This window comes from Novosphingobium sp. 18050 (assembly GCF_902706195.1).
GTDB lineage: Bacteria > Pseudomonadota > Alphaproteobacteria > Sphingomonadales > Sphingomonadaceae > Novosphingobium.
The window spans coordinates 18,403-39,445 of the sequence record NZ_CACSJO010000026.1; the positions used below are offsets into that span (position 1 = coordinate 18,403).

The following is a 21,043-nucleotide window of genomic DNA, read 5'->3' on the forward strand; positions in this document are numbered from 1 at the left end:
ATCGAGCGCCTAGGCATAGCGATACCAGGCCTCCGCGATTGCCTCTTCGTCGGTCAGCGGCAGGGTTGAGACCGGGATGCGCCGCCACGGTGCGTCCAGTTCGCTGAGGACAGCGGCAGGCCGGTCGCCCGGTCGCCACTGGCGGTTGGTCACCGGCAGGTTCCAGCCAAGCCGCGCGGCATCACCCTCCACACCGGCCAACTGGAAACCGATCGTCTCGATCCGCATCGCGGCACTGAGTTGCGCGACGATCAGGCCGGTGATCCGCGTCGCATGATCCTCGACACAAACATAGGCGGATGCAGCGGCCTGGCCCTCGACGGCCCGCACCACGTGATTGGACATGCGGATGCGCGGTACTTCGAAAGGAGCAAACGCGCCAACCGCCGCCGCAACACCCTGCTCGGCGCCGCGATGGCTGGTGTCGAGCTGGACGGCGTCGCTGAACAGGTCGTCCGAACCCGCCCCGCCCGACCATAAGAGGCGCAATGCCTCCAGCCGGTCGAGCAATGCGCTACGCGTCGGGCCGGTCATTCGCCGTGCGCCGGAAAATGCGGCAGTATATATTCGGCCAGTTCCTGCATAGCGTCGGTCGCCGGGCGGCGCAGCGGCTTAAGATTAAGCGCCACATGGCTGACGCCCTGGGCTTCCTGGGTCTTCCAAAGCTCAAGCAGCGCCTTGCGGCCGATCGAGAAGCTGTTGCCGACATAGCGGAGCGGCTGTTCCGCATTCTCGGCAAGATCGAAGAACGAGCCGTAGCCATAGGGGCGAAAAACGTCGTCGGGCCAGTTCGCGCGCCACTCTTCGAGCAATTGTGGCAGCCGGTTGAAGTTGCTGAGGTGCCAGATCCAACCATCTGTATTGCCCGCGATCCAGCTCAGGTCCTGACGCGCGCGGCCAACCACGATCGTCGGGATACGACCCGCTGCCGGTTTGGGAATCAGATCGATGTTGCCTGACAGTGAACCGTAGTGGTCGCTTGTCGCGACCGGGAAGTCATTCTCCGTCACAGTGCGGATGATCGCCTGTGCCTCGCGGTAGCGCGCGTCGCGATTGTCATAGTCTGCGCCAAAGGCAGGATATTCCGTGGCGCGGTCGCCGCTCGACAACCCCAGCACCAGCCTTCCACCGGCAGCACATCGACCGAAGCAGCCTGTTTGGCGACGATCAGCGGATCGCGCAGGGGCAGAACTATACCGGCCGTGCCCAGTGTGATGCGCTGCGTGTGCGCGGCGAGGAAGCCAAGATAGACGAATGGATCGAACACCTGGCCCGTATCGCCGAACGACGGGTCGTAGAAGGGCACGTCGTGCATCCACAGCGCGGCGAAGCCGGCTTCGTCGGCACGGCGCGCCATCGCTGCGTGATCGCGCATCGTGGGGAACGGGCTGTCGGGATAGCCTTCCATCGGCATGATGAAGCCGAAGGTCAGGTGACCGGGGCGGAACACGCGCGAATAGCCGGGATGAGCGGCGAGATCGGCCGGCATACGCCCGAAATCATGGGGAGCCGGTACGTCGGGAGTGGTAGCGGTGGTGGCGGTGAGCATAGAAATCTCCATCCGGGCCGTCGCGCATAGCAGCGGCCCGTTCTCAAATGGGGAAAGGCGTAGCGCCTAGGCGACGCTGTCGAGGCGCAGACCGCGCGGCGGGATCGGACGCTGGTCGAGCGGCCATGCTGCGATATCGAACGCGCTGAACTTCTGCCCCGGGGGCAGCTTGGCATTGTCCGCGTCGCGCGCGTAATCGGCATAGACCTTGATCAAGTCCTCGAGCGGCGGCGCGGTATCGCGCACCACGTCAAGCGCCTCGGCCGCATCGCGCCACGCTCGAACACGAGCGAACTCCTCGGTGTCAGGCACTTCGAAGAAGCGATAATGCTCGACGATGCGCCACCGCTGGAAGAACGGGCCGAAGCTGTAATCGGCCAGCGTCGGGCGATCGAACAGTAGCCCGTACCCGGTGCTGAATTCGCGCAGCCGGGCATCGACCCAGCGCCAGGCATCGAGCGCATGATCGCGCAATTCGGCATCGCGCTTCGGGTCCTGGTTGCGCAGCAGCTTATAGAGCCGCGGCACGAAATTCTCAGTGCCATAGGCGATGATAAGCCGCGAAACGGCGCGCTGATAGGCGTCTTCCGGCAGCAATTTCTCGCCTGGGAAAACCTCGTCGACATATTCTGCGATGACTTCGCTTTCGTAGAGCGGGCGGCCATCATGGACCAGCGCGGGCACTTTGCCGTTGGGCGATAGCGCCATGAACCAGGCGGGATACGGCTTCTTGGTGATATCCATCTCGTGCAGATCGTGCGGCACCTGCTTGACGGCCAGCGCGATGCGGGTGCGCTGCGCGAAGGGGCAGAACTGCCACGAATATAGGGTCACGCTCATGCGATCGGCTCCTGCTGGCGAAGAATGAAATCCGGGGCGGTGGGCGACTGGTCCGGCACGGGCGGCGTTTCCAGGCTGATGTCCGCCTCGTCGAGGTTCGCCGGCGAGTGAACGAGGAACAGCTTGAGATCGCCCTCATAATCGTACGGCGTGTTGCGGGGCACGAGCACGACATCGCCGGTGACGACTTCAAAGCCTTCGTCCGCTACGGTAAATCGCCCTGCGCCTTCGAGCACCAGGTAGACGCGATCCGAGGCGATGTTCTTAATCTTGCCGTGACGGCTTTGGGTGCGGAACACGCCGCAACCGAGCCGGTCGAAGTCGTTCGCCGAGACGATCGGTCGTCCCTGGACGCTGGGTCGGCCGACGGTTTTGTTCGGATCGGGCTGATAATGATAGCGCATCGCGGCCTCCTTGATGATGGAGCCTAGGTAGGCGGTTGCGCGTTGCGGAATAAGCCGGCACGTTGTCCGCTCTTTACGGATGATAGTGTCCGCAATCAGGTGTATGGCGATGGATAAAATCGGAAGTCTCACGGTGTTCGTAGCCGTCGCCGAGGCTGGCAGTTTCGCGAGCGCAGGCCGTCACCTCGGCGTTTCGGCCTCGGCGATCGGCAAGAGCATCGCGCGACTGGAGGAGCGGGTGGCGGTGCGGCTGTTTCACCGCAGTACGCGGAGCATCGCGCTTACCTCGGAGGGCAGCCGTTTCCTCGAACGCGCGCGGCGCATTCTGGCCGAAATCGAAGCCGCCGAGCAGGAACTTGGCGAAGCCGCGGCACGGCCCGGCGGGCGGTTGCGGATCAGCCTGCCGATGCTGGGCGAGCCATTCAGCACGACTTTCGCCGCCTTTGCCAAGGCCTATCCCGAGATCCTACTGGACGCGGTGTTTACTGATCGGATGGTCGATGTCGTCGAAGAAGGCTTTGACGCAGTTCTGCGCACCGGAGAGATTGCCGATAGCGGGCTTACCGCGCGGCGGCTGGGCAGCTTCCGGATGATGCTGGTGGCGTCGCCCGCATATCTTGCGGATGTGCCGGCCCCGCGCCATACCACCGACCTGGCAGCGCAACGTTGCATCGTCTTCCGCTTTTCCGAAACCGGTCGCTTCCAGCCCTGGCTGCTGGCGGCCGACGAAGGCCTTGTGGCGATCGAGCCCAAACCGGCGATCTTGTGCAGCAGCTTGGAGGGCCGGCTGGGCCTGGCCCGCGCCGGCGCTGGCATCGCCTATCTGCCCGATTTCACCGTGCGCGATGATCTCGCCGCGGGCACGCTGGTGCCGGTGCTGGATACGCACACGACCTACAGCAACAGCGTCAGGCTGTTATGGGCAGCGGGCCGCCACATGCCGCCCAAGCTGCGCGCCTTCGTCGACTTCCTGACGGCGCACCTGCCGCTTAATCCGTAAGCGCTGGGTTGTCCCGAAAGCGGGGCTTATTCGAGGAGCACTATCTCGCATCACTGCAACGCGAAGGTCCATGAATATTCGCCGTCCCGTTTGCTGACCATTCCTGCCGACGAAGCGGCGAAATGGGCACTGAACAGCATGGCGCCTTCATCGACCGCAAAATCCAGAGCCCAAATCCGGGATGTCAGGGTCGTCTCTCTTTCCGGGTCGAATATAGACAGCAGATGCGGGGCCATCACCTGAACGGGATGGTGAAACACGTCGCCCGAGAAAAGCGCTTTCGCCCCCGCACTCTCCAGAACAATCGATGCGTGATCCGCTGAATGACCGGGCGTCGAATGGAACGAGAAGCCCGGAATCCATTCCTGACCATCGACTATGATCATGTCGGCAAGCCCTGCCTCGACGATGGGGGTCACGCTGTCCTGCTGGGTCTGGAAACTGGTGCGATGCCGATTGTCCGAGTTGGCCGGGTCACGGAAAAAGGCATATTCCTTTGCGGAGAACAAATAGCGCGCATTGGGAAATGTCGGTGCCCATCGCCTATCGATAAGGCGGGTGTTCCAGCCCACATGATCGACATGCAGATGGGTGTGCAGCACATAGTCGACCGCCTCCGGAGTGACGCCCAGTGCTTTCAGACGCGCCAGGTAAGGAGTGGAGAGCTGATCGAAATAGGGCGCAAACGGACGCGACTTGCCATTGCCCGCGCCTGTGTCGATCAGGATGATCTTGCCGCCCAGCCATACGACGCAGCCCAGCCATACGACGCAGCTATGAATGCTGAGAACGATGCGTTGGCAGTCAGCCGACACTGTCATGGGCAGCCGGTCAAGCAACGGCACATGCGCATCCCCCCAATCTGGGAGGAGATCGGAGAGCGTGAAGGCGTCGATCTCGCAATCGGTTACGCGAGCCACCTTCGCATTGCCAACGGTGTAAACGGGGGTGGGCGACATTCATGGTTCCTTTCGAACAGGAATATGTCGCTCCGATTGATAATTTAGAATATCGTAGGATTTCACATATTGATGACCATGAGTTGTGAATGAAGGCAGGTGAAATCCTTGAACTGAACATGTTTGTCGCCGTGGGGCGAACCGGTCGGTTCGCGGCGGCGGCGGTTCAATTGAGCGTGACGCCATCGGCGGTGAGCCAGTCAATCCGCCGTCACGAAGCCAGGCTCGGCACGCGCCTTTTCTCCCGTACCACGCGCAGCGTTTCCCTTACCGAAGCGGGCCAGACCCTGCTGGCCGAGGTTGGCCCTGCTCTTGACGCTTTGTCGCTGGCGGAGCGAACCTTGATAGCAGGTCAGCGACAATCCGTCGGCAAGGCGCGGCTGAGCGTATCCACGGTCGCGATGGAATTGCTGCTGGCCCCTGTCGTCGCCGATTTTCGACAGGCGTATTCCGGGTTTCATCTCGACATTGTAGTGGAGGACAGGCTGACCGATCAGATCGCCCAGCACTATGATGCGGTCATCCGGCGCGGCGACCTGCTTGAACAGGATATGATCGGCCGGCGCCTCAGCGGCGATGATCGCCTGATCCTGGTCGCATCCGATGCTTGGGCAGCCGGTCGCCCGCCGCCAGTACACCCTCGCGATCTTGCGCCGGACCGGATCGTGATCCGTCGGCCGCGTTCGGGAGCGATCTTGCCCTGGTCGATCGCACGCGCAGATGAAGCCATCACCTTGCGAGGCTCCTCCGGCCTGATCGTCGAGCAAGCTACAGCAGCTCGGCAATATGCGCTGAACGGTCTCGGCGTAGCCTTATTGGCGCATAATTTTGTTTCCGGGTTTTTGGACAATGGCCAGTTGCAATGGATTCTGCCCGAATGGAGCGCGCCGCTTGCGGGCTTTTACATGATGTATGCGCATCGTGGACATCTGGCGCCGCCGTTGGAGGATTTGATAAGGCGAATGCAGGCTTCAGCGCCTTCCCCTCCTTGATCCCGCCATCCCGCAGTAGGGCGCGAGACGGCCGGGCGGTTCCCCGGTTCGACTGGCCATAGGCGAATTTCCGGTCCGGAGCCAGATCGCGCGGATAGCTGACATCTACGGGGTGTCGGCTGCGGACCAATTCAAGCTATTTGTGCCACGACCGTCGGACGTCTATCGCTAACAGCCAGTCATTTGTGTGGGGCGAGCGGCCGTCAGCAGTGCGACCAATGGTCGTATTTGAAGCCCGGCCGTTGCTGTCAGCGGACGTTGTTATGCTGGCTCATGAAACTTAGCTAAGCCGCGAAGTCCTCGTGCAACCGTGCTCTCAGCCATTGGCCAAAAGCAACTATAGCGTTGGCCCGGCCGGCCGGGGCCGGTGCGGTGACGAAATGATAGGCCCCCTCGAACGGGACCTCCGTCGGCGACAGCCGGACCAACTGACCCTTTGCGAGCGCGTCATGCGCTATCACCTGGCGCACCAGCCCGACGCCGTGCCCGGCGATAGCGGCGTCCAGCATGAGGCCGGCATCGTCGTAAGCGAGGGAATCGATCGGCTCTGCGATCGTGAGACCTGCACGCTGGAACCACGGCATCCAAGGATGCCAGCTATTTCGCAGGAGATGGCATCGACCAAAATCCTCTGGCCCCTTGATCCCCATTCTCGCCTTGTAGTTGGGTGAACAAGCGGGGAAGAGCGTGTCCCCGATCAGGCGTTCCGCAGTCACGCCCTGCCAACGACCGGTGCCGTAGCGGATCGCCGCGTCGACCCCGCGCGGCCCGATCTTGCTCACCTCCAAGCGGGCATCGAGCGCAATCGAGATTTTTGGATTTGCGAGATGGAAAGCCTCTAGCCGGGCCACTAGCCAGTTCGCGGCAAAGGAAGGCAGCACGCCGATCCGCAGCACCTGCTGGTCTGACGCGCCTGGCGGCGGAAAAACGCTGGCGATCAAGTCGAGCGACTGGCGGATAACGGGAAGCAATTTGCGGGCTGCGGCAGTCGGTTCCATGCTGTTACCGCGCCGGTCGAACATCGTTTCGCCAACCCGTTCCTCGATCTCACGAGCATGATGGCTGATTGCCCCATGCGTGAGCCCCAGCTCCTCCGCCGCGCGCGAAAAGCTGCGGTGGCGCGCTGCGGCCTCAAACGCACGAAGAGTTTGGATCGAGGGCGGTCGGTACATCATTGGATGTTAGCGAAATTGACATCCTTCGCCAACTTTATTGGTTCGGTTTCCAGCGCGTGACGGTTTATCTGGTCAGAATGACACGCCGTTATCATCCGGCGATGCTGGTCGTCGCTGTCACCTTCTTCGCGCTGCTGTTCTCCGCCGGGCTGCGTTCTGCGCCAGGTGTGATGATGCTGCCGCTGGAGCTGCATTTTGGCTGGGACCGCGCGACGATCTCGTTCGGAGCGGCACTCGGCATCCTGCTCTACGGTCTGGTCGGTCCGTTCGCCGCAGCGCTCATGCTCAGCGTCGGGATCAAGCGGACGATGCTCGCCGGCCTCGCGCTGATGGCGGTATCGACTTTCGCGAGCCAATGGATGACGCTGCCGTGGGAATACGTGCTGACTTGGGGCGTGATGTCCGGGATCGGCTCTGGCGCGGTAGCATCCGTTCTGGGCGCGGCGGTGGTCAATCGCTGGTTCGCGACGCGGCAGGGGCTCGTCATGGGGCTGCTGAGCGCCAGCACGGCCACGGGATCGCTGGTATTCCTGCCCCTGCTGGCCTGGCTGTCGCAAGGCGGCGCGTGGAAGCCGGTCGCGCTGGCTGTGAGCCTCGGCTGCGCCGCGCTGATCCCGCTGGTCGCCTTCTTCATGCCCGAACGCCCCGAACAACGGGGCGCTCGCCGGTTCGGTGAAGCGGCGGACACACCGGCTGCGCCTGCGATGAAACAGGCGGCGACTCCATGGCTGGCGATCGAGGCGCTGATGCGCGATGGAAGGCAGCCGATTTTCTGGTTGCTGGCGGGCACCTTCTTTGTTTGCGGCCTGACCACAAACGGCCTCGTGGGCACGCACATGATCGCATTCTGCGGCGATCACGGCATCGCGCCCGTCGCCGCGGCGGGGCTGCTGTCGTTGATGGGTTTCTTCGACCTGATCGGCACGACCGCGTCTGGCTGGCTGACCGATCGTTACGACCCGAAGAAGCTCCTGGCAGTCTATTACGGCATGCGCGGGCTGTCGCTGATCGCCCTGCCGTTCATCGACTTCGGCATGGTCAGCCTGACCGTCTTCGCCGTGTTCTACGGCCTCGACTGGATCGCGACCGTACCGCCCACGGTGAAGCTCGCCAACAATGCCTTTGGCGAGCGCGACGGGCCGATCGTGTTCGGTTGGGTGCTGGTGGCGCACCAGATGGGCGCTGCGGTCGCGGCATTCGGCGCCGGAGTGATCCGCGAGGTGGTCGGCACCTACACGCCGGCATTCGTGCTGGCGGGCATCTTCGCGGTCCTCGCCTCGCTGGTGTTCGTCGGCGGCCTGGGCCGTCGCAGGCGTCCTCTGGTGGCGAGGACGGCATGACAAACGCGGAAAACAGGAAGGCTCGCATGTCACTTGAAATCACCCCCATCGACGCCGCCCGCACCGACGCCTTCGGCGCAGTATGGATACCCTGGCTGCGGGACACGATGGGGCGCACGCCGGAGCCGGAGGACTTGGAGGTTATGGCCGATCCCGGCGCCTACTACCGCGCGACCGGCGGAGAGGCGTTCCTCGCATCGATCGACGGCGAAGTCGTCGGTGTGGTCGCGGTCAAGGGGCTGGGCGTCTCGGGCTTCGAGTTCTGCAAGCTGGTCGTCGGCGAGGCCGCGCGCGGACACGGCGCGGGGCGTGCGCTGGTTGAGACATGCCTGAGGTTCGCGGCCGAACGTGGCGGTCCGGCGCTCTACCTCCAGTCCTTCAAGGCGCTCGACGTGGCGCTCGACCTCTATCGCCGCATGGGGTTCCGCGATGCGGCCCCGCCCCCCGGGATGACAATCCTGAGCCGCACCGAAGTCATCATGTCCAGGGAAGCGAACACCGTTCCATGAGCCAACCGGCAATCTATCCATCCTCCGGGACGCCCGCGATCGATATGCGCAGCGACACGGTGACGCAGCCGACGGCTGCGATGCGCGAGGCAATGGCGACGGCGATCGTCGGCGACGACGTGTACGGCGACGACCCGACCGTCATCGAGCTGGAGAGCCTGGCCGCTGATATGCTCGGCAAGGAGGCGGCGCTGTTCGTGCCCACCGGCAATTTCGGCAATCAGCTCGCCATCTTCACGCATTGCCGGCGCGGCGATGAAGTGATCGTCGGCGATGATTCTCACATCGTCTGGCATGAAAACGGCGCTGCGGCCGTGATCGCTGGCGTCCAGCTTCGCACCATCGCCAGCGACCGTGGCACCATCGCGCCGGCCGAGATCGCGGCACGCATACGGGTGGGCGAGGACATTCACATCCCGCGCACTGGTCTGATCTGCCTGGAAAATGCGCACAGCAACGGCCGCGTAGTTCCGCTCGACGCGATGGCGGCGACAGCGGAGTTGGCGCGCGACCACGGCATCCCCATCCATTTGGACGGCGCGCGCGTGTTCAACGCGGCGGCCTATCTCGGCTGCGCAGCGCGCGAGATCACGCAGTACGCCGACACGGTGATGTGCTGCCTGTCGAAGGGATTGGCCGCGCCGATCGGTTCAATCGTCGCCGGCCCCGCCGCGTTCATCGCTCGCGCCCGCTACAACCGGAAGCTGCTCGGCGGTGGATGGCGCCAGGCCGGCGTGCTGGCCGCGCCCGGCATCATCGCGCTTACCGAGATGACGAAGCGCCTCGGCGAGGATCACGCCAATGCCCGCTACCTGGCGGAACGGCTGATGGACATTCCCGGCGTGAGGGTCGACCGCGAGAGCGTTCATATCAACATGGTCTGGTACGGCCTGCCGGAGGGCGTAGCGCCCGCCACGATCACCGATGCACTGGCGGCGGTCGGAATCAAGGCGAGCGGCCCGTATGGCGGGCAGCTGCGGCTTATGACCCACTGGCAGATCGACCGCGACTCGATCGACACCGCCGTCGCCGCGATCCGCCGGGCTATTGAAGGAGAAGATACATGAATCCGTTGATAACAGCGCAGGTCGCTCGCAAGGACAATTCGCTGCGTCGGCTGCTCATGCTGCTTCGCGAGACTTCCGAAGCGGCGGTACGTCACCACTATGCAGCGCCCTGGAAGCCGCATGCGGCGTCAGAACTCTGCCGATAGCGACGCGTCAGGTGGGAATAACAATCTTGTGACCACGATCACCATGCAGGCTTTTTTACCCAAGCATCACTCCCCCGGAGCGGGCTCGCCCAAGTCCCAAGCCTTACCCTTTCTCGTATCGGTCGATGAAGGCTACAGCGATTGTCCGCTTCTGGGAGCGGCGATCAAGCAGTTGAGCGGCTGAAAAGGGCGCAGGCCGGTCGGGCAGCTCTTCGGGTGCAAACTGGTCAATAGGCGAATGGCTGGTTTGGATCCATGGGCAGGGACCCGCTGCCGCGGCCCGAAATTTTGTTAGATGGCGGCAAACGCCGCACAACAGATCTTAACTTACGAGAACACTCCCCACCCCACGATCGCACCTCCTGCAATTATTGCCGGTGTCGCCCATGCCCCTTTTATGCGCCATGCGACCAACACAGCAGCCCCGAACAGGAAAATCGGGATGACGTGCCCCGGAATGCGGCCAGCAGCAGCATGACCCAGTTGTAGGAACGTTGCTGCGATAATCCCCACGACCGTCGCTGCTATGCCCTCCAGAACCCGATGGAACGCGGGGTTTTCGACGAGTGCTTCGAGCTTCTCGAACAGGATAAGAGAGAAGGCGAAGGCTGGCAGGAACATACCTGCCGTGATGGCTAACGCTCCGGCCGTGCCGCTCGCAACGTACCCCACGAAAGTAGCAAAAATGACCAGTGGTGCGGGCAATACCCCGGCCAGCGCAATGCCGTCGAGGAACGTGGCGTCGCCTATCCACCCACGATTAACTGTATCTGCTCTTACGTAGGGAATGGCGGTATAGGCCCCGCCAAACGTCAACAGCCCGCCTTTTAGCCCCGCAAGGAACAATGCGAAGACTGTTACGGGGACATGCCCTGTGGCCTTCACCAATGCTGATGGAGGTCCATCCACATGAAGCGTCATCGCCAGCACTATGGCCCCGGCTACGATCAACGTCATCGCTACCGGCCGATGCGACAGGGCATAGGCAAACCCTCCGGTGATAAGAGGAATCCAAAACGGCACGCCTATCAGAGTTACGACGAGGCTCACTGTCGCGATTATGGCGAGCCGCCAGTTTTCGACGATGTGCTCCCCGATCCGCACCACCGCGCGCAAGATTATGGCGAGAACGACGATCTGGACGCCCAGAAATACGCCCGACATTCCGGCATCGCCAGCCACCCACGTGACATACGCCCAGCCTGCGATCAGCATGAGCAAGAGGCCCGGCAGCATGAAACCGAGCCCGGCAAGCAGTCCGCCGATGCGCCCACGCGCGATCATCCCCATATGGACGCACAATTCATGCGCTTCCGGCCCCGGCAATACCTGCAAGACCGCGAGCAGGCGGTTGAACCGTGCTTTGTCTATCCAACGTTGCTCCTCGACCAGCGCCTGACGGAGCATCGCAATCTGGGCTACCGGGCCGCCGAACGCGAGCGCGCCGAAGCGGAGAAACTTCAGGAACAGTTCCATCAACGTTATCGGTGGCGGCCCGGTCTCGACCGGCGATGTTGCGGCAGAATCAATCGTCATTCAAAACGCTCCCCTCGCCGCAGGCGCGGCGGATGGAGCGGACTTGGACGAAACCGTCTGAACGGGCGTCCGCGTATGCCCGTCACTCGGCGTATCGCTTTGACGCCCGCTAGAGTCAACGTCCGCTGGCCATTCTAAGCATAAGCTGACTCGGCCCATCCGGCAAAGTAGTCGGTCTGCTCTCATGAAGGCTGATTTCCCGGGCGAACGGCGACAATGGGCGCGTAGCCGCCACGGTGCGGTCCTGGCTCCTCGCATATGCAAAGAGCCAGGCAATGTCAGATCTCGGTACCCTCCGCCAACGTCAAGGCGTCCTCCACGTCCACCCCAAGGTATCTAACCGTGCTTTCGATCTTCGTGTGCCCAAGCAAAATTTGGACTGCACGGAGATTTCCAGTCGCCTTGTAGATGATCGATGCCTTGGTTCGGCGCAGAAAGTGAGTCCCATAATCTTCGCTGGGCAAGCCGATCCCGGTGACCCATTCATCGACAAGGCGAGCATATTGCCTGGTGCTTATATGGGATGCGTGATCAGTGCGGCTAGGAAATGCAAAGTCCTCCAAGGATCCACCGCGCAGTTCCAGCCATTTGAGTAGGCTGGCGCGAGCATCGGTCGTCAGTTCAAACTGAACCGGTCGACCAGTCTTTTGCTGTACCACCGTGGCCCGTGTTCGAATTTTCCGATCACAAACGACATCGCTGATCCTGATCTTCACCAGCTCGCATCCGCGAAGTTTGCTATCGATGGCGAGGTCAAAGAGGGCGCGGTCCCAGATTCGCCCATGCTGGTCGAGAAAGAAACGGATTGCCCATATCTGACGGGGTTTGAGCGCTCGCTTCACACCAACTTTGCGCCCGGCGTTCCACGATATCCGCTCGCGAGCGGCGGGATCAAACTCTGATAATCCCATGACACATCTCCTGTGGCCCTAACGGCCATAGGTAGAACGCTTCAGAGGAAGCCGACCCTTATCGGCCGCTTAGCCGTCAATTTTCAGTCCCAGGTGCCGACGGTCTGCTTTTTCGGCAGGTGTCGACCATCTAAGCCGTTTGCCCGAGCCAGCGCGAGCCTCCTTATCTGACAGGAACGGCCGCTCGAGCTTCGAAGTTGATGGGCTTTAAGGACGGTTGGTCAGCTACGAGCGCCTTGAACTTAGTCGAGGAAGGAGCTGGTCCAGTGCATCGGCGTTCTCGCGACCCCAACCGTAGAGCAGTTCGACGGGTTCTACGAAACGTCGGCCCAGATCGGTCAGGTGATACTCCACCATTGGCGGAATTGTGCTCTGGACGTGGCGCGTCAGCAGCCCGCTGGCCTCCATGTCGCGCACGGTCTGCGTCAGCATTTTCTTGGAGATGCCCGGCAGACTGCGCAGAAGCACGCCGGTGCGCGCGGATCCACCATGACGGACGTAGAGGACATGCAGGACCATGCTGGTCCATTTGGTCGCAAATAGCTCCAATACCCGGCGGGGTGCGCAATCTTCCCGCCATTCCTCGTCAGGTGTTCCGGATTGCACGTGGTTACCTTCTGGTGCCTGGGGTCATGAATGGTGCCGTCTAGTCGCGCTGGGCGACAATGCCTAGTTCGGATGCACCAAGGAGACAATCATGACGAAAACGGCATTGGTGGTAGGCGCGAGCGGCATCATCGGCAGCGCGACGGCGAACCTTCTGGCCGAGCAAGGTTGGACGGTGCACGGTCTGGCCCGGCGGCCGGTCGAACGTGCGGGCGTTCAGCCTGTCGGTGCGGATCTGCAGGATGTAGCCGCGACCGCTGAAGCGTTGCGCGACATCAATCCAGACGCGGTATTCATCACGACCTGGCTGCGGCAGGATAGTGAAGCGGAAAATATTCGCGTCAATTCGGCGATGGTTCGCAACCTGCTGGATGGCCTGCCCAAGCCTACGCGCCCACGCCATGTTGCGCTGGTCACTGGCCTGAAACACTATCTCGGGCCTTTCGAGGCCTATGGAAAGGGCTCGCTGCCGCAAACCCCTTTCCGCGAGGAGCAGGGCCGTCTCGACGTCGAGAATTTCTACTATGCGCAGGAAGACGAGGTCTTCGCCGCAGCCGCGCGCGACGACTTCACCTGGAGCGTCCATCGCCCACACACCGTGATCGGCTTAGCGGTTGGCAACGCGATGAACATGGGTACGACGCTGGCCGTCTATGCGACGCTGTGCCGCAAGACGGGACGTCCCTTCACCTTCCCGGGGTCCGCCGCGCAATGGTCTGGGCTTACCGACATGACTGACGCCGGCCAACTCGCGCATCACCTGCTGTGGGCGACACAGACCGAGGCTGCGCATGACGAAGCGTTCAACGTCGTCAACGGCGACGTCTTCCGCTGGAAATGGATGTGGGGCCGCATTGCCGACTGGTTCGGCATCGAGGCTGCTCCGTTTGATGGCATAGTGCGACCGCTCGAGCGGCAGATGGCGGCTGACGCCGGGCCGTGGCGTGAGATTGCGATCCGCGCTGGGTTGGCGGAACCCGATCTGGCCCGCCTCGCCTCACCATGGCATACAGACGCCGATCTGGGCCGGCCCATCGAGGTTGTGACCGATATGTCCAAGAGCCGGCGCCTGGGCTTCACCGGATACCAGCCTACCGACGATGCGTTTTTTGCCCTTTTCGAGCGACTGCGCGCCGATCGCCTCATCCCGTAACCGAAGAAGAAATCGCGGCGAAGCGGTCCAGCGTCCGGAACATCTGTGGTCAGGGCGGCCGTTCTCGGTGTTGCGGGTCGCTTGAGGCACGTTCCGGCGTTCGCTTGTAGTTAAACTCGACCCTTTGTCGCCATTCACGGGTTGATTATAGCTTTCCGGATGCGGACCATCCGTTTATCCTTCCTGGGCTCCCGAGGTGGCCGAATGGCGAAACTGCACAGCGTCGGCCCAACGGCGTCAGATAAGTTGAAATCGCTGTAAACGGCCTCGGTGAGGTGAGGCTCGATGTCATTTTACATTGCAGATCATCGAAGCGCATCTGACCCCAGAAAGCCAATGACGGTTGCACCTTAGCGTCCGGTGTCCATGCCGCGTTCGGCGCGCGCATTGGTTTTGGAATTCCGATTTATCAGCCGATCTCATAGATCAGAGCCTATAACTCTATTGTTTTAGTAGACAATAACCCGCTTATCTGACGGCACGATCACGGCCGTCAGGGGGTTTTTTTGAAGCGAGTGCATAATACCATTCCAAGTGAGACGCGGCTGAAGCTTCTTTCGGGCGCCGCTTCCGTACTGGCGATGGTGGCAATGACGCCGGCAATAGCTGCAGAAGGTACGTCTGACGTATCTGCTACCGATGCAGCCGGAGAGATCAGCGAGATCACGGTGACCGCGCGCTATCGCACCGAAAGCGCGCAGGAAGTCCCAATCGCCATTTCCAGCATATCGAGCCGGCAGCTCGATGCGCAGGGCGCGTCGTCGCTCAAGCAGGTGGTGCAGCAGATCCCCAGCCTGAATATTCAGGGCTTCAGTGGCCGCAACCAGACGATCACGATCCGCGGCATCGGCACAAATGCCGGCGGCACCAACGATGGACTGGAACAGGGCGTCGGGCTTTACGTTGACGGCGTCTACCGCCCGCGCACCGGATCGGTCATCACCGACCTGATCGACATCGAGAACATCCAGGTCCTGCGCGGGCCGCAGGGCACCCTATTCGGGAAGAACACGGTAGGCGGCGCGATCGACATCACCACCCGCGAGCCGCAGTTCGAACAGGAAGCGCGCGCCGAACTGGGCTATGGCAACTACAATCAGGTACGCGGGTATTTCTCGTACAACGGCGTAGTGAGCGATGCCTTAGCGTTTCGCGTGTCCTACCTGCGCAGCCGGCGCGACGGGCTGATCTACAACACCACGCAGCGCCAGCACTGGGACAACCTGGACAACCATGCCGCGCGCTTCGACCTGCTCTACAAACCGAGCGAAGACTCCAAGCTGCGCCTGATCGCCGACTACAGCATCCAGCGCGGCGATGTCGGCTTTACCAGCGTCGCGGGCGTATTGCCGACCACGCTGGCGAACGGCACGCAAGTGCGCGGCTTCTACCGCCGCGCCGCCGACGTGGGGTATGTCCCCGGCACCGTCAATGCATTCGACCGCAAGACCGACATCGATTCCTCCCAGTACGACGAGATGCCCAGTTGGGGGCTCCAGGCCCGTGCGGACTGGGACGTCGGCCCGCTGACGCTGACATCCATCACGGCCTATCGCAACTGGAAATGGGTGCCCAACTACGACGGCGACCAGTTCGGGGCCAACATCATCACCAACAGCGTCGTCGCGACCAAACAGCAGCAGTTCAGCCAGGAACTGCGCGCAACCTCAAAGGGCGGGCAAACCATCGACTACACCGCCGGGCTGTACTTCTTCTGGCAGGAGGCGGACGACGATGTCGTCAACCTTTATGGCCGCGATGCCGCCGCTTGGCTGACCACGCCGAACAATCCCATCGCCGCCACCTCGACGCTACCTTCCTCGGTCTTCGACGGGCTGGTCGCCTATAGCCACGTCCTGCCCGCGACCTACAGCTATGCGGCCTATGGACAGGCGACCTGGAATATCTCGCCATCACTGCGGCTAACCGGCGGGCTGCGCTATACTTACGAACACAAGACCGGCATCTACGACGCCTATGCCACCGGCGACTATGCGCCGCTGTCCAGTTTCGCGCCGTCGATCCAGTCGACCGTAGCGGCCCTGCGCGCTGCCTATGCGCCCAGCGGATCGTACACCGCATCGGACAACACCAACAACATATCGGGTACGGCAATTGCGGCCTACGACCTCTCCCCCGACGTGCACACCTACGCATCATACTCGCGCGGGTACAAGTCCCCGGGCATCAACCTCGTGCGCCAGTCGCTGGGCGTGGACATCTTCGTCAAGCCGGAGAAGGTCGACAACTATGAACTGGGGATCAAGACCCGTCTGCTGGGCGGCAAGACCGAACTGAACCTCGCGCTGTTCTGGGCCGACGTCAGCAATTACCAGGCGAATTTCGTCAACTACGCGGTTACGCCGGTGGTCGGCTATATCAGCAACGTCGGCAAGCTGCGGTCACGCGGCGTCGAGGTGGACGCCCGCGCGCAGCCGGTCGAAGGGCTGAGTCTCGGGATTGCGGGCACCTACAACGACGCGGAATATCTTTCGTACCGCAATGCGCCGTCCCAGTTCCTCTATTCCTACCTCTCGTCGATGGACCTATCGGGCCGCCGGGCATCGGGAGCGCCAAGGCTATCTTTGACCGGCAATGCCGAATACGTCCGTCCGGTAGGCACCGTCGACGCCTTTGCGGGAGGCGATGTCAGCTATCGCTCCGGCTTCTACGCAGCGGTGAACCTAGACCCGTTCAGCTGGGTGGACAGCTACACGCTGGTCGGCCTGCACGGCGGCGTGCGCGATCTTGACGACCGCTGGGAAGCCTCCCTCTGGGTGCGCAACCTGTTCAACAAGAACTACTTCAACACGCTGTCCGTCAGCGCCTCCAACGGCATCGTCCAGGGCGCTCTGGGCGAACCGCGCATGTACGGCCTGACCATCAAAGGGCGCCTGTGACCTTCTCTGACATCAGCAACCAATCTCGCAAGGGAGTTACGACAATGAGCAAGCGAACCCTCAAGCTCGGCCTCGTCACCATGGGCGCCGGCGGCCCCGGCCAGCACAACCGCTGGCTGGACCCGAACATTCCGGCCGACGCCAGCGTCAATATCCAGTGGTACGTCGAACAGGTCCGCAAGGCGGAAGCCGCGAAGTTCGATTTCGTATTCATCGTCGACAGCCAGTACATCACCAAGGATTCCCCGCCGCACTACCTGAACCGGCTTGAGCCGCTGACGCTGCTTTCGGCACTTGCGGTCGCAACCAGCCACATCGGACTGGTCGGCACGCTTACCACCTCGTTCAACTCGCCCTTCAATCTGGCGCGCCGCCTCGCCTCGCTTGATCTCATCAGTGGCGGTCGAGCGGGATGGAACGTCGTCACCAGCGGCGATGCCGGCGCGGCAGGCAACTTCGGCCTCGACGAACATTACGACTACGAGACACGCTATGGCCGCGCCTTCGAATATATCGACGTGGTCCAAGGCCTATGGCGCTCCTACGAAGACGGCGCCTTCGTGCGTGACCGTGAGAGCGGCGTCTTCCTCGATGCTTCGAAACTGCATTCGCTGGATCATAAGGGCGAGTATTTCTCGGTCACCGGGCCGCTCAACCTGCAGCGTTCGCCGCAGGGCCAGCCGGTGATCTTCCAGGCCGGCGATTCCGACCATGGCCGCAATCTGGGCTCCCTCACCGCTGACGCGATCTTCACTCATTCCGCTTCGATCGAAGAAGGCCGCAAGTTCAAGGAGGACATCTCTGCCCGCGCAGTCGCCGCCGGGCGTGACCGCGATGCAGTGCTGATCCTACCGGGCGTGAGCATCTACGTCGGGGACAGCGACGACGATGCACGCCGCATCGAAGAGGACTACCGCCGCGCCGACAACAGCTTCGAACATGCCCTGGCCGAGTTCGGCCGCTCGTTCGGGTGGCACGACTTCCGCCAGTACGATCTCGACGCGCCGTTCCCAGTCGAGGCACTGGAACACGCGCGGCGCAGCTTCTTCACGCAGGCCAGCAGGATCGTCGAGTTCGCGCAGCAGGGCAGCCTGACCCTGCGGCAGACCGTAGAGGCGATCAGCGCGTCCCGCCGCAGCCCCTTCGTTGGCAGCGCGCAGACCGTTGCGGACGAGATCATCCGCTGGTTCGAAGGCGGCGCGCTCGACGGGTTGAACGTCATGCTCGGCCATCCCGAACAGTTCGACCGCTTCCTGAACGAAGTCGTGCCGATCCTCCAGGCGCGTGGCGTCTATCGCAACGAATATGAGGATGCCACGCTGCGCGGCAACCTGGGCCTGCCCAAACCCAGCAACATCCGTACCGGAACCAGTGCCACAGGCCCGGCCGAACCAGCCGAGCGGACGCTGGTCAGCTCATGATCCGTCCTTCCGGCAAACGCTGGCCGCTTGCCTTGGCCACCGCGCTCGCGGTGGCCGGGTGTGGCGGCGCCAAGGGCGAAAGCGAGGGCAAAGCGCGCCTGCGCTGGGCCTTCATGCTGCCCACATCGTGGGACCCGGTAACGAGCCGGACCGGCGCCGACATCAACACGGTCAGCATCGCCTATGCCTCGCTTACCCGGCTCGACAAGGACGGCAATGTGCAGCCGGCGCTTGCGAAAAGCTGGCGCTATTCGCCGGACGGCCGGACGCTGACCTTCGAACTGCGCGACAAGCTGACCTTCACCGACGGAACCGCGCTGGATGCCGGCGCGGTGAAGGCCTTCTTCGAACGCGGCAAGACGCAGAAGGATTCCTTCCTGCGCCCCGAGATCGAAAGCATCGCCACCTTCGGAACCGACGGCCCCTTGCGCGTGGTGTTCCACCTGTCCCGCCCGGACTACCAGCTACCCTACGTCATGGCAGGGCGCGTGGGCGCCATCGCCAGCCCCTCAGCCGCCGCGAAGGACAAGGCGAAGCTGGCGCTATGGCCCGTCGGTGCAGGCCCATTCAAGATAGTGGAATTCGTACCGGAATCGCACGCATACTTCGTGAAGAACCCGGATTACTGGGACGCGGCGAACATCCATATCGATCGTCTCGAACTGACCACGCTGTCCGAACCGACCACGACGATCGCCTCGCTCGTCTCCGGCGCGATCGATGTCGCCTCGATCGGACCGCAGCGCGTAGCTGAGGCGCGCGCCCGCAACCTGACCGTCACCACCGCGCCCTCGCTCAATGCCAATGACTTGATGATCAACCGCAACAAGGCGCCGTTCAACGATCCGCTCGTAGCCGAAGCGGTGCGTTATGCGATAGACCGCAAGGAACTGGTCAGGACGCTGACGGTAGGCCTTGGCACGCCGACGAACCAGCCCTTTCCCCCGCATTACTTCGCTTTCGATCCACAGACGAAGGACCAGTGGCTCTACGATCCGGCGAAGGCGAAGGCGCTGCTCGCGCAGCCGGGACATGCGCCAGGTTCGGTAAATGTCGAAATCGTCATCAACCCGCTCATCAACGAAGGCCTGCCCGAGCTTCTGCAAGCCCAGCTGGCGAAAGTCGGGATCAAGTCGCACCTGCGCATCGTACCGCCCGGCTCGTCCAGCTGGCAAAGCGAGGTCTACATCGCAAAGCGTCCGGCCGCCGCAGTAGACGGCACGGTGGGCCGCGAATCCCCGGTGCAGAACCTCCTCGCTGTCTATGGCCCGCAAGGAATCATGAACCTCAGCGGGCCTTACTCGCCCAAGGCATTCCTGGAGGCGGTAGACAAGGTCCGCGCCACCCCCATCGACGCGCCGGAATATCGCGAACGCCTGCAACGCGCGACCCGTCTGGGGGCCACGCAGTCAACCAGCGTCTGGCTGTTCAGCACGCCCTTCATCGTCGCCACGCGGCCGCGCGTGAAGCACCTCAACATCGTGCCTTCGCAGATCCGCTGGGAAGGGGTGACGGTAGAATGACAGCCGCCATCGATTCTTCGCGCGCAAGTGTGCCGGACCTGCGCCTCGGCCATGCCAAGGCCCTTCTGCGGCAGGTGGGATCGACGCTTGGCATTGCGGTGCCGGTGTTCTTCGTCGCCACGCTGATCACGTTCCTGCTGGGCGTGGTATCGGGGCTGGACCCGGCGGCGGCGATCGCCGGCGATGCTGCCTCTCCCAAAACCATCGCTCGTATCCGCGCAGACCTTGGCCTCGATCTGCCGATGCCGCTTCAATACCTGCACTGGATGGGCGAGGTGCTGCGCGGCGATCTTGGCACTTCGTGGTTCAACGGCGTTCCCGCATCCGAACTGATTTTCCAGCGCCTGCCGATCAGCCTCTCGATCGCTGGCATGGCGCTCCTCGCAGGAATTGTGGGCGGAACTGCGCTGGGTCTGGTCGCCGGCGTGCGGCAGGGGAGCCGGCTGGACCGGGCGACTACGCTGTTCGCCGCCGTGGTGTCATCGCTGCCGCCGTTCGTCGTCGCCTTCTTACTGATCCTGATCTTCAGCCTGTGGCTCGGCTGGCTACCCTCCTCGGGCTACGTTCCGTTTTCCGAAGACCCGGCGGGCTGGCTAGCCGCGATCAGCATTCCGGCGGTCGCGCTCAGCGTCGACGTCGTTGCCGACATCGCCCGCCAGTTGCGCACCGGGCTGGTTGGGGAACTATCCGAAAACTACGTGACTGGCGCCGTGGTGCGCGGCCTTTCGCGCCGGCGTATCCTGTTCGTGCATGTCCTGCGCAATGCGGCCGGACCGGCGCTGACGGTGCTGGCGCTCAAGGTGCCGATGCTGATCGGCGGCGCCGTCGTGACCGAGGCGATCTTCAACATGCCGGGCATGGGCAAGCTGGCAGCGGATTCGGCCCTGCGCGGCGATGTGCCGGTGGTCCAGGGCACGCTCGTCGTATCCATCCTGCTGATCCTGGCCTGCAACCTGTGCGTGAACGTCCTGCTCGGCATCCTGCAACCAGCTTCGCGGCGGAGGAACTGACG

The 21,043-nt window shown here is 62.8% G+C and carries 21 protein-coding genes; 11 read left to right on the top strand and 10 right to left on the bottom strand.

The window, feature by feature from the left end:
- Positions 1–9: 9 nt before the first annotated feature.
- The 5 genes from GVL61_RS19875 to GVL61_RS19890 form a co-directional block, all read right to left on the bottom strand.
- On the bottom strand, positions 10–534 hold the full coding sequence (locus GVL61_RS19875) for a hypothetical protein (RefSeq protein ID WP_159982399.1): 525 nt from the start codon (positions 532–534) through the stop codon (positions 10–12).
- On the bottom strand, positions 531–1,118 hold the full coding sequence (locus GVL61_RS24825; protein ID WP_200844874.1) for an LLM class flavin-dependent oxidoreductase: 588 nt from the start codon (positions 1,116–1,118) through the stop codon (positions 531–533). Before GVL61_RS24825 ends, GVL61_RS19875 begins: the two co-directional genes overlap by 4 nt.
- Positions 1,007–1,549, bottom strand: a complete 543-nt coding sequence (locus GVL61_RS25300; RefSeq protein WP_200844875.1) for an LLM class flavin-dependent oxidoreductase — start codon at positions 1,547–1,549, stop codon at positions 1,007–1,009. Before GVL61_RS25300 ends, GVL61_RS24825 begins: the two co-directional genes overlap by 112 nt.
- A gap of 66 nt (positions 1,550–1,615) precedes the next feature.
- Complete coding sequence (locus tag GVL61_RS19885) at positions 1,616–2,389, bottom strand: glutathione S-transferase family protein (protein WP_159982400.1); 774 nt, start codon at positions 2,387–2,389, stop codon at positions 1,616–1,618.
- On the bottom strand, positions 2,386–2,925 hold the full coding sequence (locus GVL61_RS19890; protein WP_159982401.1) for an AraC family ligand binding domain-containing protein: 540 nt from the start codon (positions 2,923–2,925) through the stop codon (positions 2,386–2,388). The genes GVL61_RS19885 and GVL61_RS19890 overlap by 4 nt, the downstream gene beginning before the upstream one ends.
- On the opposite strand from GVL61_RS19890, the gene GVL61_RS19895 reads away from it, so the two are divergent.
- Positions 2,903–3,793: a LysR family transcriptional regulator gene (locus GVL61_RS19895; protein WP_159982402.1), complete on the top strand. Its 891-nt coding sequence runs from the start codon at positions 2,903–2,905 to the stop codon at positions 3,791–3,793. The genes GVL61_RS19890 and GVL61_RS19895 overlap by 23 nt on opposite strands.
- Before the next feature lie 50 nt (positions 3,794–3,843).
- Here the strand turns inward: GVL61_RS19895 and GVL61_RS19900 are convergent, their stop codons facing one another.
- A complete protein-coding gene (locus GVL61_RS19900) occupies positions 3,844–4,752 on the bottom strand; it encodes an MBL fold metallo-hydrolase (RefSeq protein ID WP_159982403.1) in 909 nt (302 codons plus the stop codon).
- An 89-nt stretch (positions 4,753–4,841) separates the two neighbouring features.
- Here GVL61_RS19900 and GVL61_RS19905 point away from each other — a divergent pair, with 89 nt between their 5' ends.
- Positions 4,842–5,744 (top strand): LysR family transcriptional regulator, encoded by a 903-nt coding sequence (locus GVL61_RS19905; protein WP_159982404.1) that lies wholly within the window; start codon positions 4,842–4,844, stop codon positions 5,742–5,744.
- Between the two features lie 284 nt (positions 5,745–6,028).
- Here GVL61_RS19905 and GVL61_RS19910 read toward each other — a convergent pair whose 3' ends face one another.
- A complete protein-coding gene (locus tag GVL61_RS19910; RefSeq protein ID WP_159982405.1) occupies positions 6,029–6,916 on the bottom strand; it encodes a LysR substrate-binding domain-containing protein in 888 nt (295 codons plus the stop codon).
- Between the two features lie 80 nt (positions 6,917–6,996).
- On the opposite strand from GVL61_RS19910, the gene GVL61_RS19915 reads away from it, so the two are divergent.
- From GVL61_RS19915 to GVL61_RS19930, 4 genes are all read left to right on the top strand, one after another.
- Entirely contained in the window at positions 6,997–8,259 is a 1,263-nt protein-coding gene (locus GVL61_RS19915) for an MFS transporter (RefSeq protein ID WP_159982406.1), read from the top strand.
- Between the two features lie 26 nt (positions 8,260–8,285).
- Complete coding sequence (locus GVL61_RS19920) at positions 8,286–8,768, top strand: GNAT family N-acetyltransferase (RefSeq protein WP_159982407.1); 483 nt, start codon at positions 8,286–8,288, stop codon at positions 8,766–8,768.
- Complete coding sequence (gene ltaE / locus GVL61_RS19925; protein ID WP_159982408.1) at positions 8,765–9,835, top strand: low-specificity L-threonine aldolase; 1,071 nt, start codon at positions 8,765–8,767, stop codon at positions 9,833–9,835. Before GVL61_RS19920 ends, ltaE begins: the two co-directional genes overlap by 4 nt.
- Before the next feature lie 174 nt (positions 9,836–10,009).
- Positions 10,010–10,165, top strand: coding sequence for a hypothetical protein (locus GVL61_RS19930; RefSeq protein WP_159982409.1), 156 nt, complete (start codon positions 10,010–10,012; stop codon positions 10,163–10,165).
- 143 nt (positions 10,166–10,308) lie between these two features.
- Here the strand turns inward: GVL61_RS19930 and chrA are convergent, their stop codons facing one another.
- The 3 genes from chrA to GVL61_RS19945 form a co-directional block, all read right to left on the bottom strand.
- Complete coding sequence (gene chrA, locus GVL61_RS19935) at positions 10,309–11,517, bottom strand: chromate efflux transporter (protein ID WP_159982410.1); 1,209 nt, start codon at positions 11,515–11,517, stop codon at positions 10,309–10,311.
- Between the two features lie 278 nt (positions 11,518–11,795).
- Positions 11,796–12,428, bottom strand: a complete 633-nt coding sequence (locus GVL61_RS19940; protein ID WP_159982411.1) for a tyrosine-type recombinase/integrase — start codon at positions 12,426–12,428, stop codon at positions 11,796–11,798.
- A gap of 225 nt (positions 12,429–12,653) precedes the next feature.
- Positions 12,654–13,034: a helix-turn-helix domain-containing protein gene (locus tag GVL61_RS19945; protein WP_159982412.1), complete on the bottom strand. Its 381-nt coding sequence runs from the start codon at positions 13,032–13,034 to the stop codon at positions 12,654–12,656.
- Positions 13,035–13,125: 91 nt separating this feature from the next.
- On the opposite strand from GVL61_RS19945, the gene GVL61_RS19950 reads away from it, so the two are divergent.
- The 5 genes from GVL61_RS19950 to GVL61_RS19970 all read left to right on the top strand — a co-directional run bounded on the left by GVL61_RS19950 (position 13,126) and on the right by GVL61_RS19970 (position 21,041).
- A complete protein-coding gene (locus GVL61_RS19950; RefSeq protein ID WP_159982413.1) occupies positions 13,126–14,187 on the top strand; it encodes an SDR family oxidoreductase in 1,062 nt (353 codons plus the stop codon).
- 590 nt (positions 14,188–14,777) lie between these two features.
- Positions 14,778–17,087 carry a TonB-dependent receptor gene (locus GVL61_RS19955; RefSeq protein WP_235037813.1) on the top strand — a complete coding sequence of 770 codons (2,310 nt, stop codon included), beginning with the start codon at positions 14,778–14,780 and terminating at the stop codon, positions 17,085–17,087.
- 44 nt (positions 17,088–17,131) lie between these two features.
- Complete coding sequence (locus GVL61_RS19960; RefSeq protein WP_159982415.1) at positions 17,132–18,508, top strand: LLM class flavin-dependent oxidoreductase; 1,377 nt, start codon at positions 17,132–17,134, stop codon at positions 18,506–18,508.
- Positions 18,505–20,031 carry an ABC transporter substrate-binding protein gene (locus GVL61_RS19965; protein ID WP_159982416.1) on the top strand — a complete coding sequence of 509 codons (1,527 nt, stop codon included), beginning with the start codon at positions 18,505–18,507 and terminating at the stop codon, positions 20,029–20,031. Before GVL61_RS19960 ends, GVL61_RS19965 begins: the two co-directional genes overlap by 4 nt.
- The gene (locus GVL61_RS19970; RefSeq protein ID WP_159982417.1) at positions 20,028–21,041 is read left to right on the top strand and encodes an ABC transporter permease; all 1,014 of its coding nucleotides are present in this window, start codon (positions 20,028–20,030) and stop codon (positions 21,039–21,041) included. Before GVL61_RS19965 ends, GVL61_RS19970 begins: the two co-directional genes overlap by 4 nt.
- The last annotated feature ends 2 nt before the right edge of the window (positions 21,042–21,043 follow it).

Coding starts and splice junctions, on each gene's coding strand:
- GVL61_RS19875 (WP_159982399.1), bottom strand. CDS start 534: ATGACCGGCCCGACGCGTAGCGCATTGCTCGACCGGCTGGAGGCATTG.
- GVL61_RS25300 (WP_200844875.1), bottom strand. CDS start 1,549: ATGCTCACCGCCACCACCGCTACCACTCCCGACGTACCGGCTCCCCAT.
- GVL61_RS19885 (WP_159982400.1), bottom strand. CDS start 2,389: ATGAGCGTGACCCTATATTCGTGGCAGTTCTGCCCCTTCGCGCAGCGC.
- GVL61_RS19895 (WP_159982402.1), top strand. CDS start 2,903: ATGGATAAAATCGGAAGTCTCACGGTGTTCGTAGCCGTCGCCGAGGCT.
- GVL61_RS19900 (WP_159982403.1), bottom strand. CDS start 4,752: ATGTCGCCCACCCCCGTTTACACCGTTGGCAATGCGAAGGTGGCTCGC.
- GVL61_RS19905 (WP_159982404.1), top strand. CDS start 4,842: ATGAAGGCAGGTGAAATCCTTGAACTGAACATGTTTGTCGCCGTGGGG.
- GVL61_RS19910 (WP_159982405.1), bottom strand. CDS start 6,916: ATGTACCGACCGCCCTCGATCCAAACTCTTCGTGCGTTTGAGGCCGCA.
- GVL61_RS19915 (WP_159982406.1), top strand. CDS start 6,997: ATGACACGCCGTTATCATCCGGCGATGCTGGTCGTCGCTGTCACCTTC.
- GVL61_RS19920 (WP_159982407.1), top strand. CDS start 8,286: ATGTCACTTGAAATCACCCCCATCGACGCCGCCCGCACCGACGCCTTC.
- ltaE (WP_159982408.1), top strand. CDS start 8,765: ATGAGCCAACCGGCAATCTATCCATCCTCCGGGACGCCCGCGATCGAT.
- chrA (WP_159982410.1), bottom strand. CDS start 11,517: ATGACGATTGATTCTGCCGCAACATCGCCGGTCGAGACCGGGCCGCCA.
- GVL61_RS19940 (WP_159982411.1), bottom strand. CDS start 12,428: ATGGGATTATCAGAGTTTGATCCCGCCGCTCGCGAGCGGATATCGTGG.
- GVL61_RS19950 (WP_159982413.1), top strand. CDS start 13,126: ATGACGAAAACGGCATTGGTGGTAGGCGCGAGCGGCATCATCGGCAGC.
- GVL61_RS19955 (WP_235037813.1), top strand. CDS start 14,778: ATGACGCCGGCAATAGCTGCAGAAGGTACGTCTGACGTATCTGCTACC.
- GVL61_RS19960 (WP_159982415.1), top strand. CDS start 17,132: ATGAGCAAGCGAACCCTCAAGCTCGGCCTCGTCACCATGGGCGCCGGC.
- GVL61_RS19965 (WP_159982416.1), top strand. CDS start 18,505: ATGATCCGTCCTTCCGGCAAACGCTGGCCGCTTGCCTTGGCCACCGCG.
- GVL61_RS19970 (WP_159982417.1), top strand. CDS start 20,028: ATGACAGCCGCCATCGATTCTTCGCGCGCAAGTGTGCCGGACCTGCGC.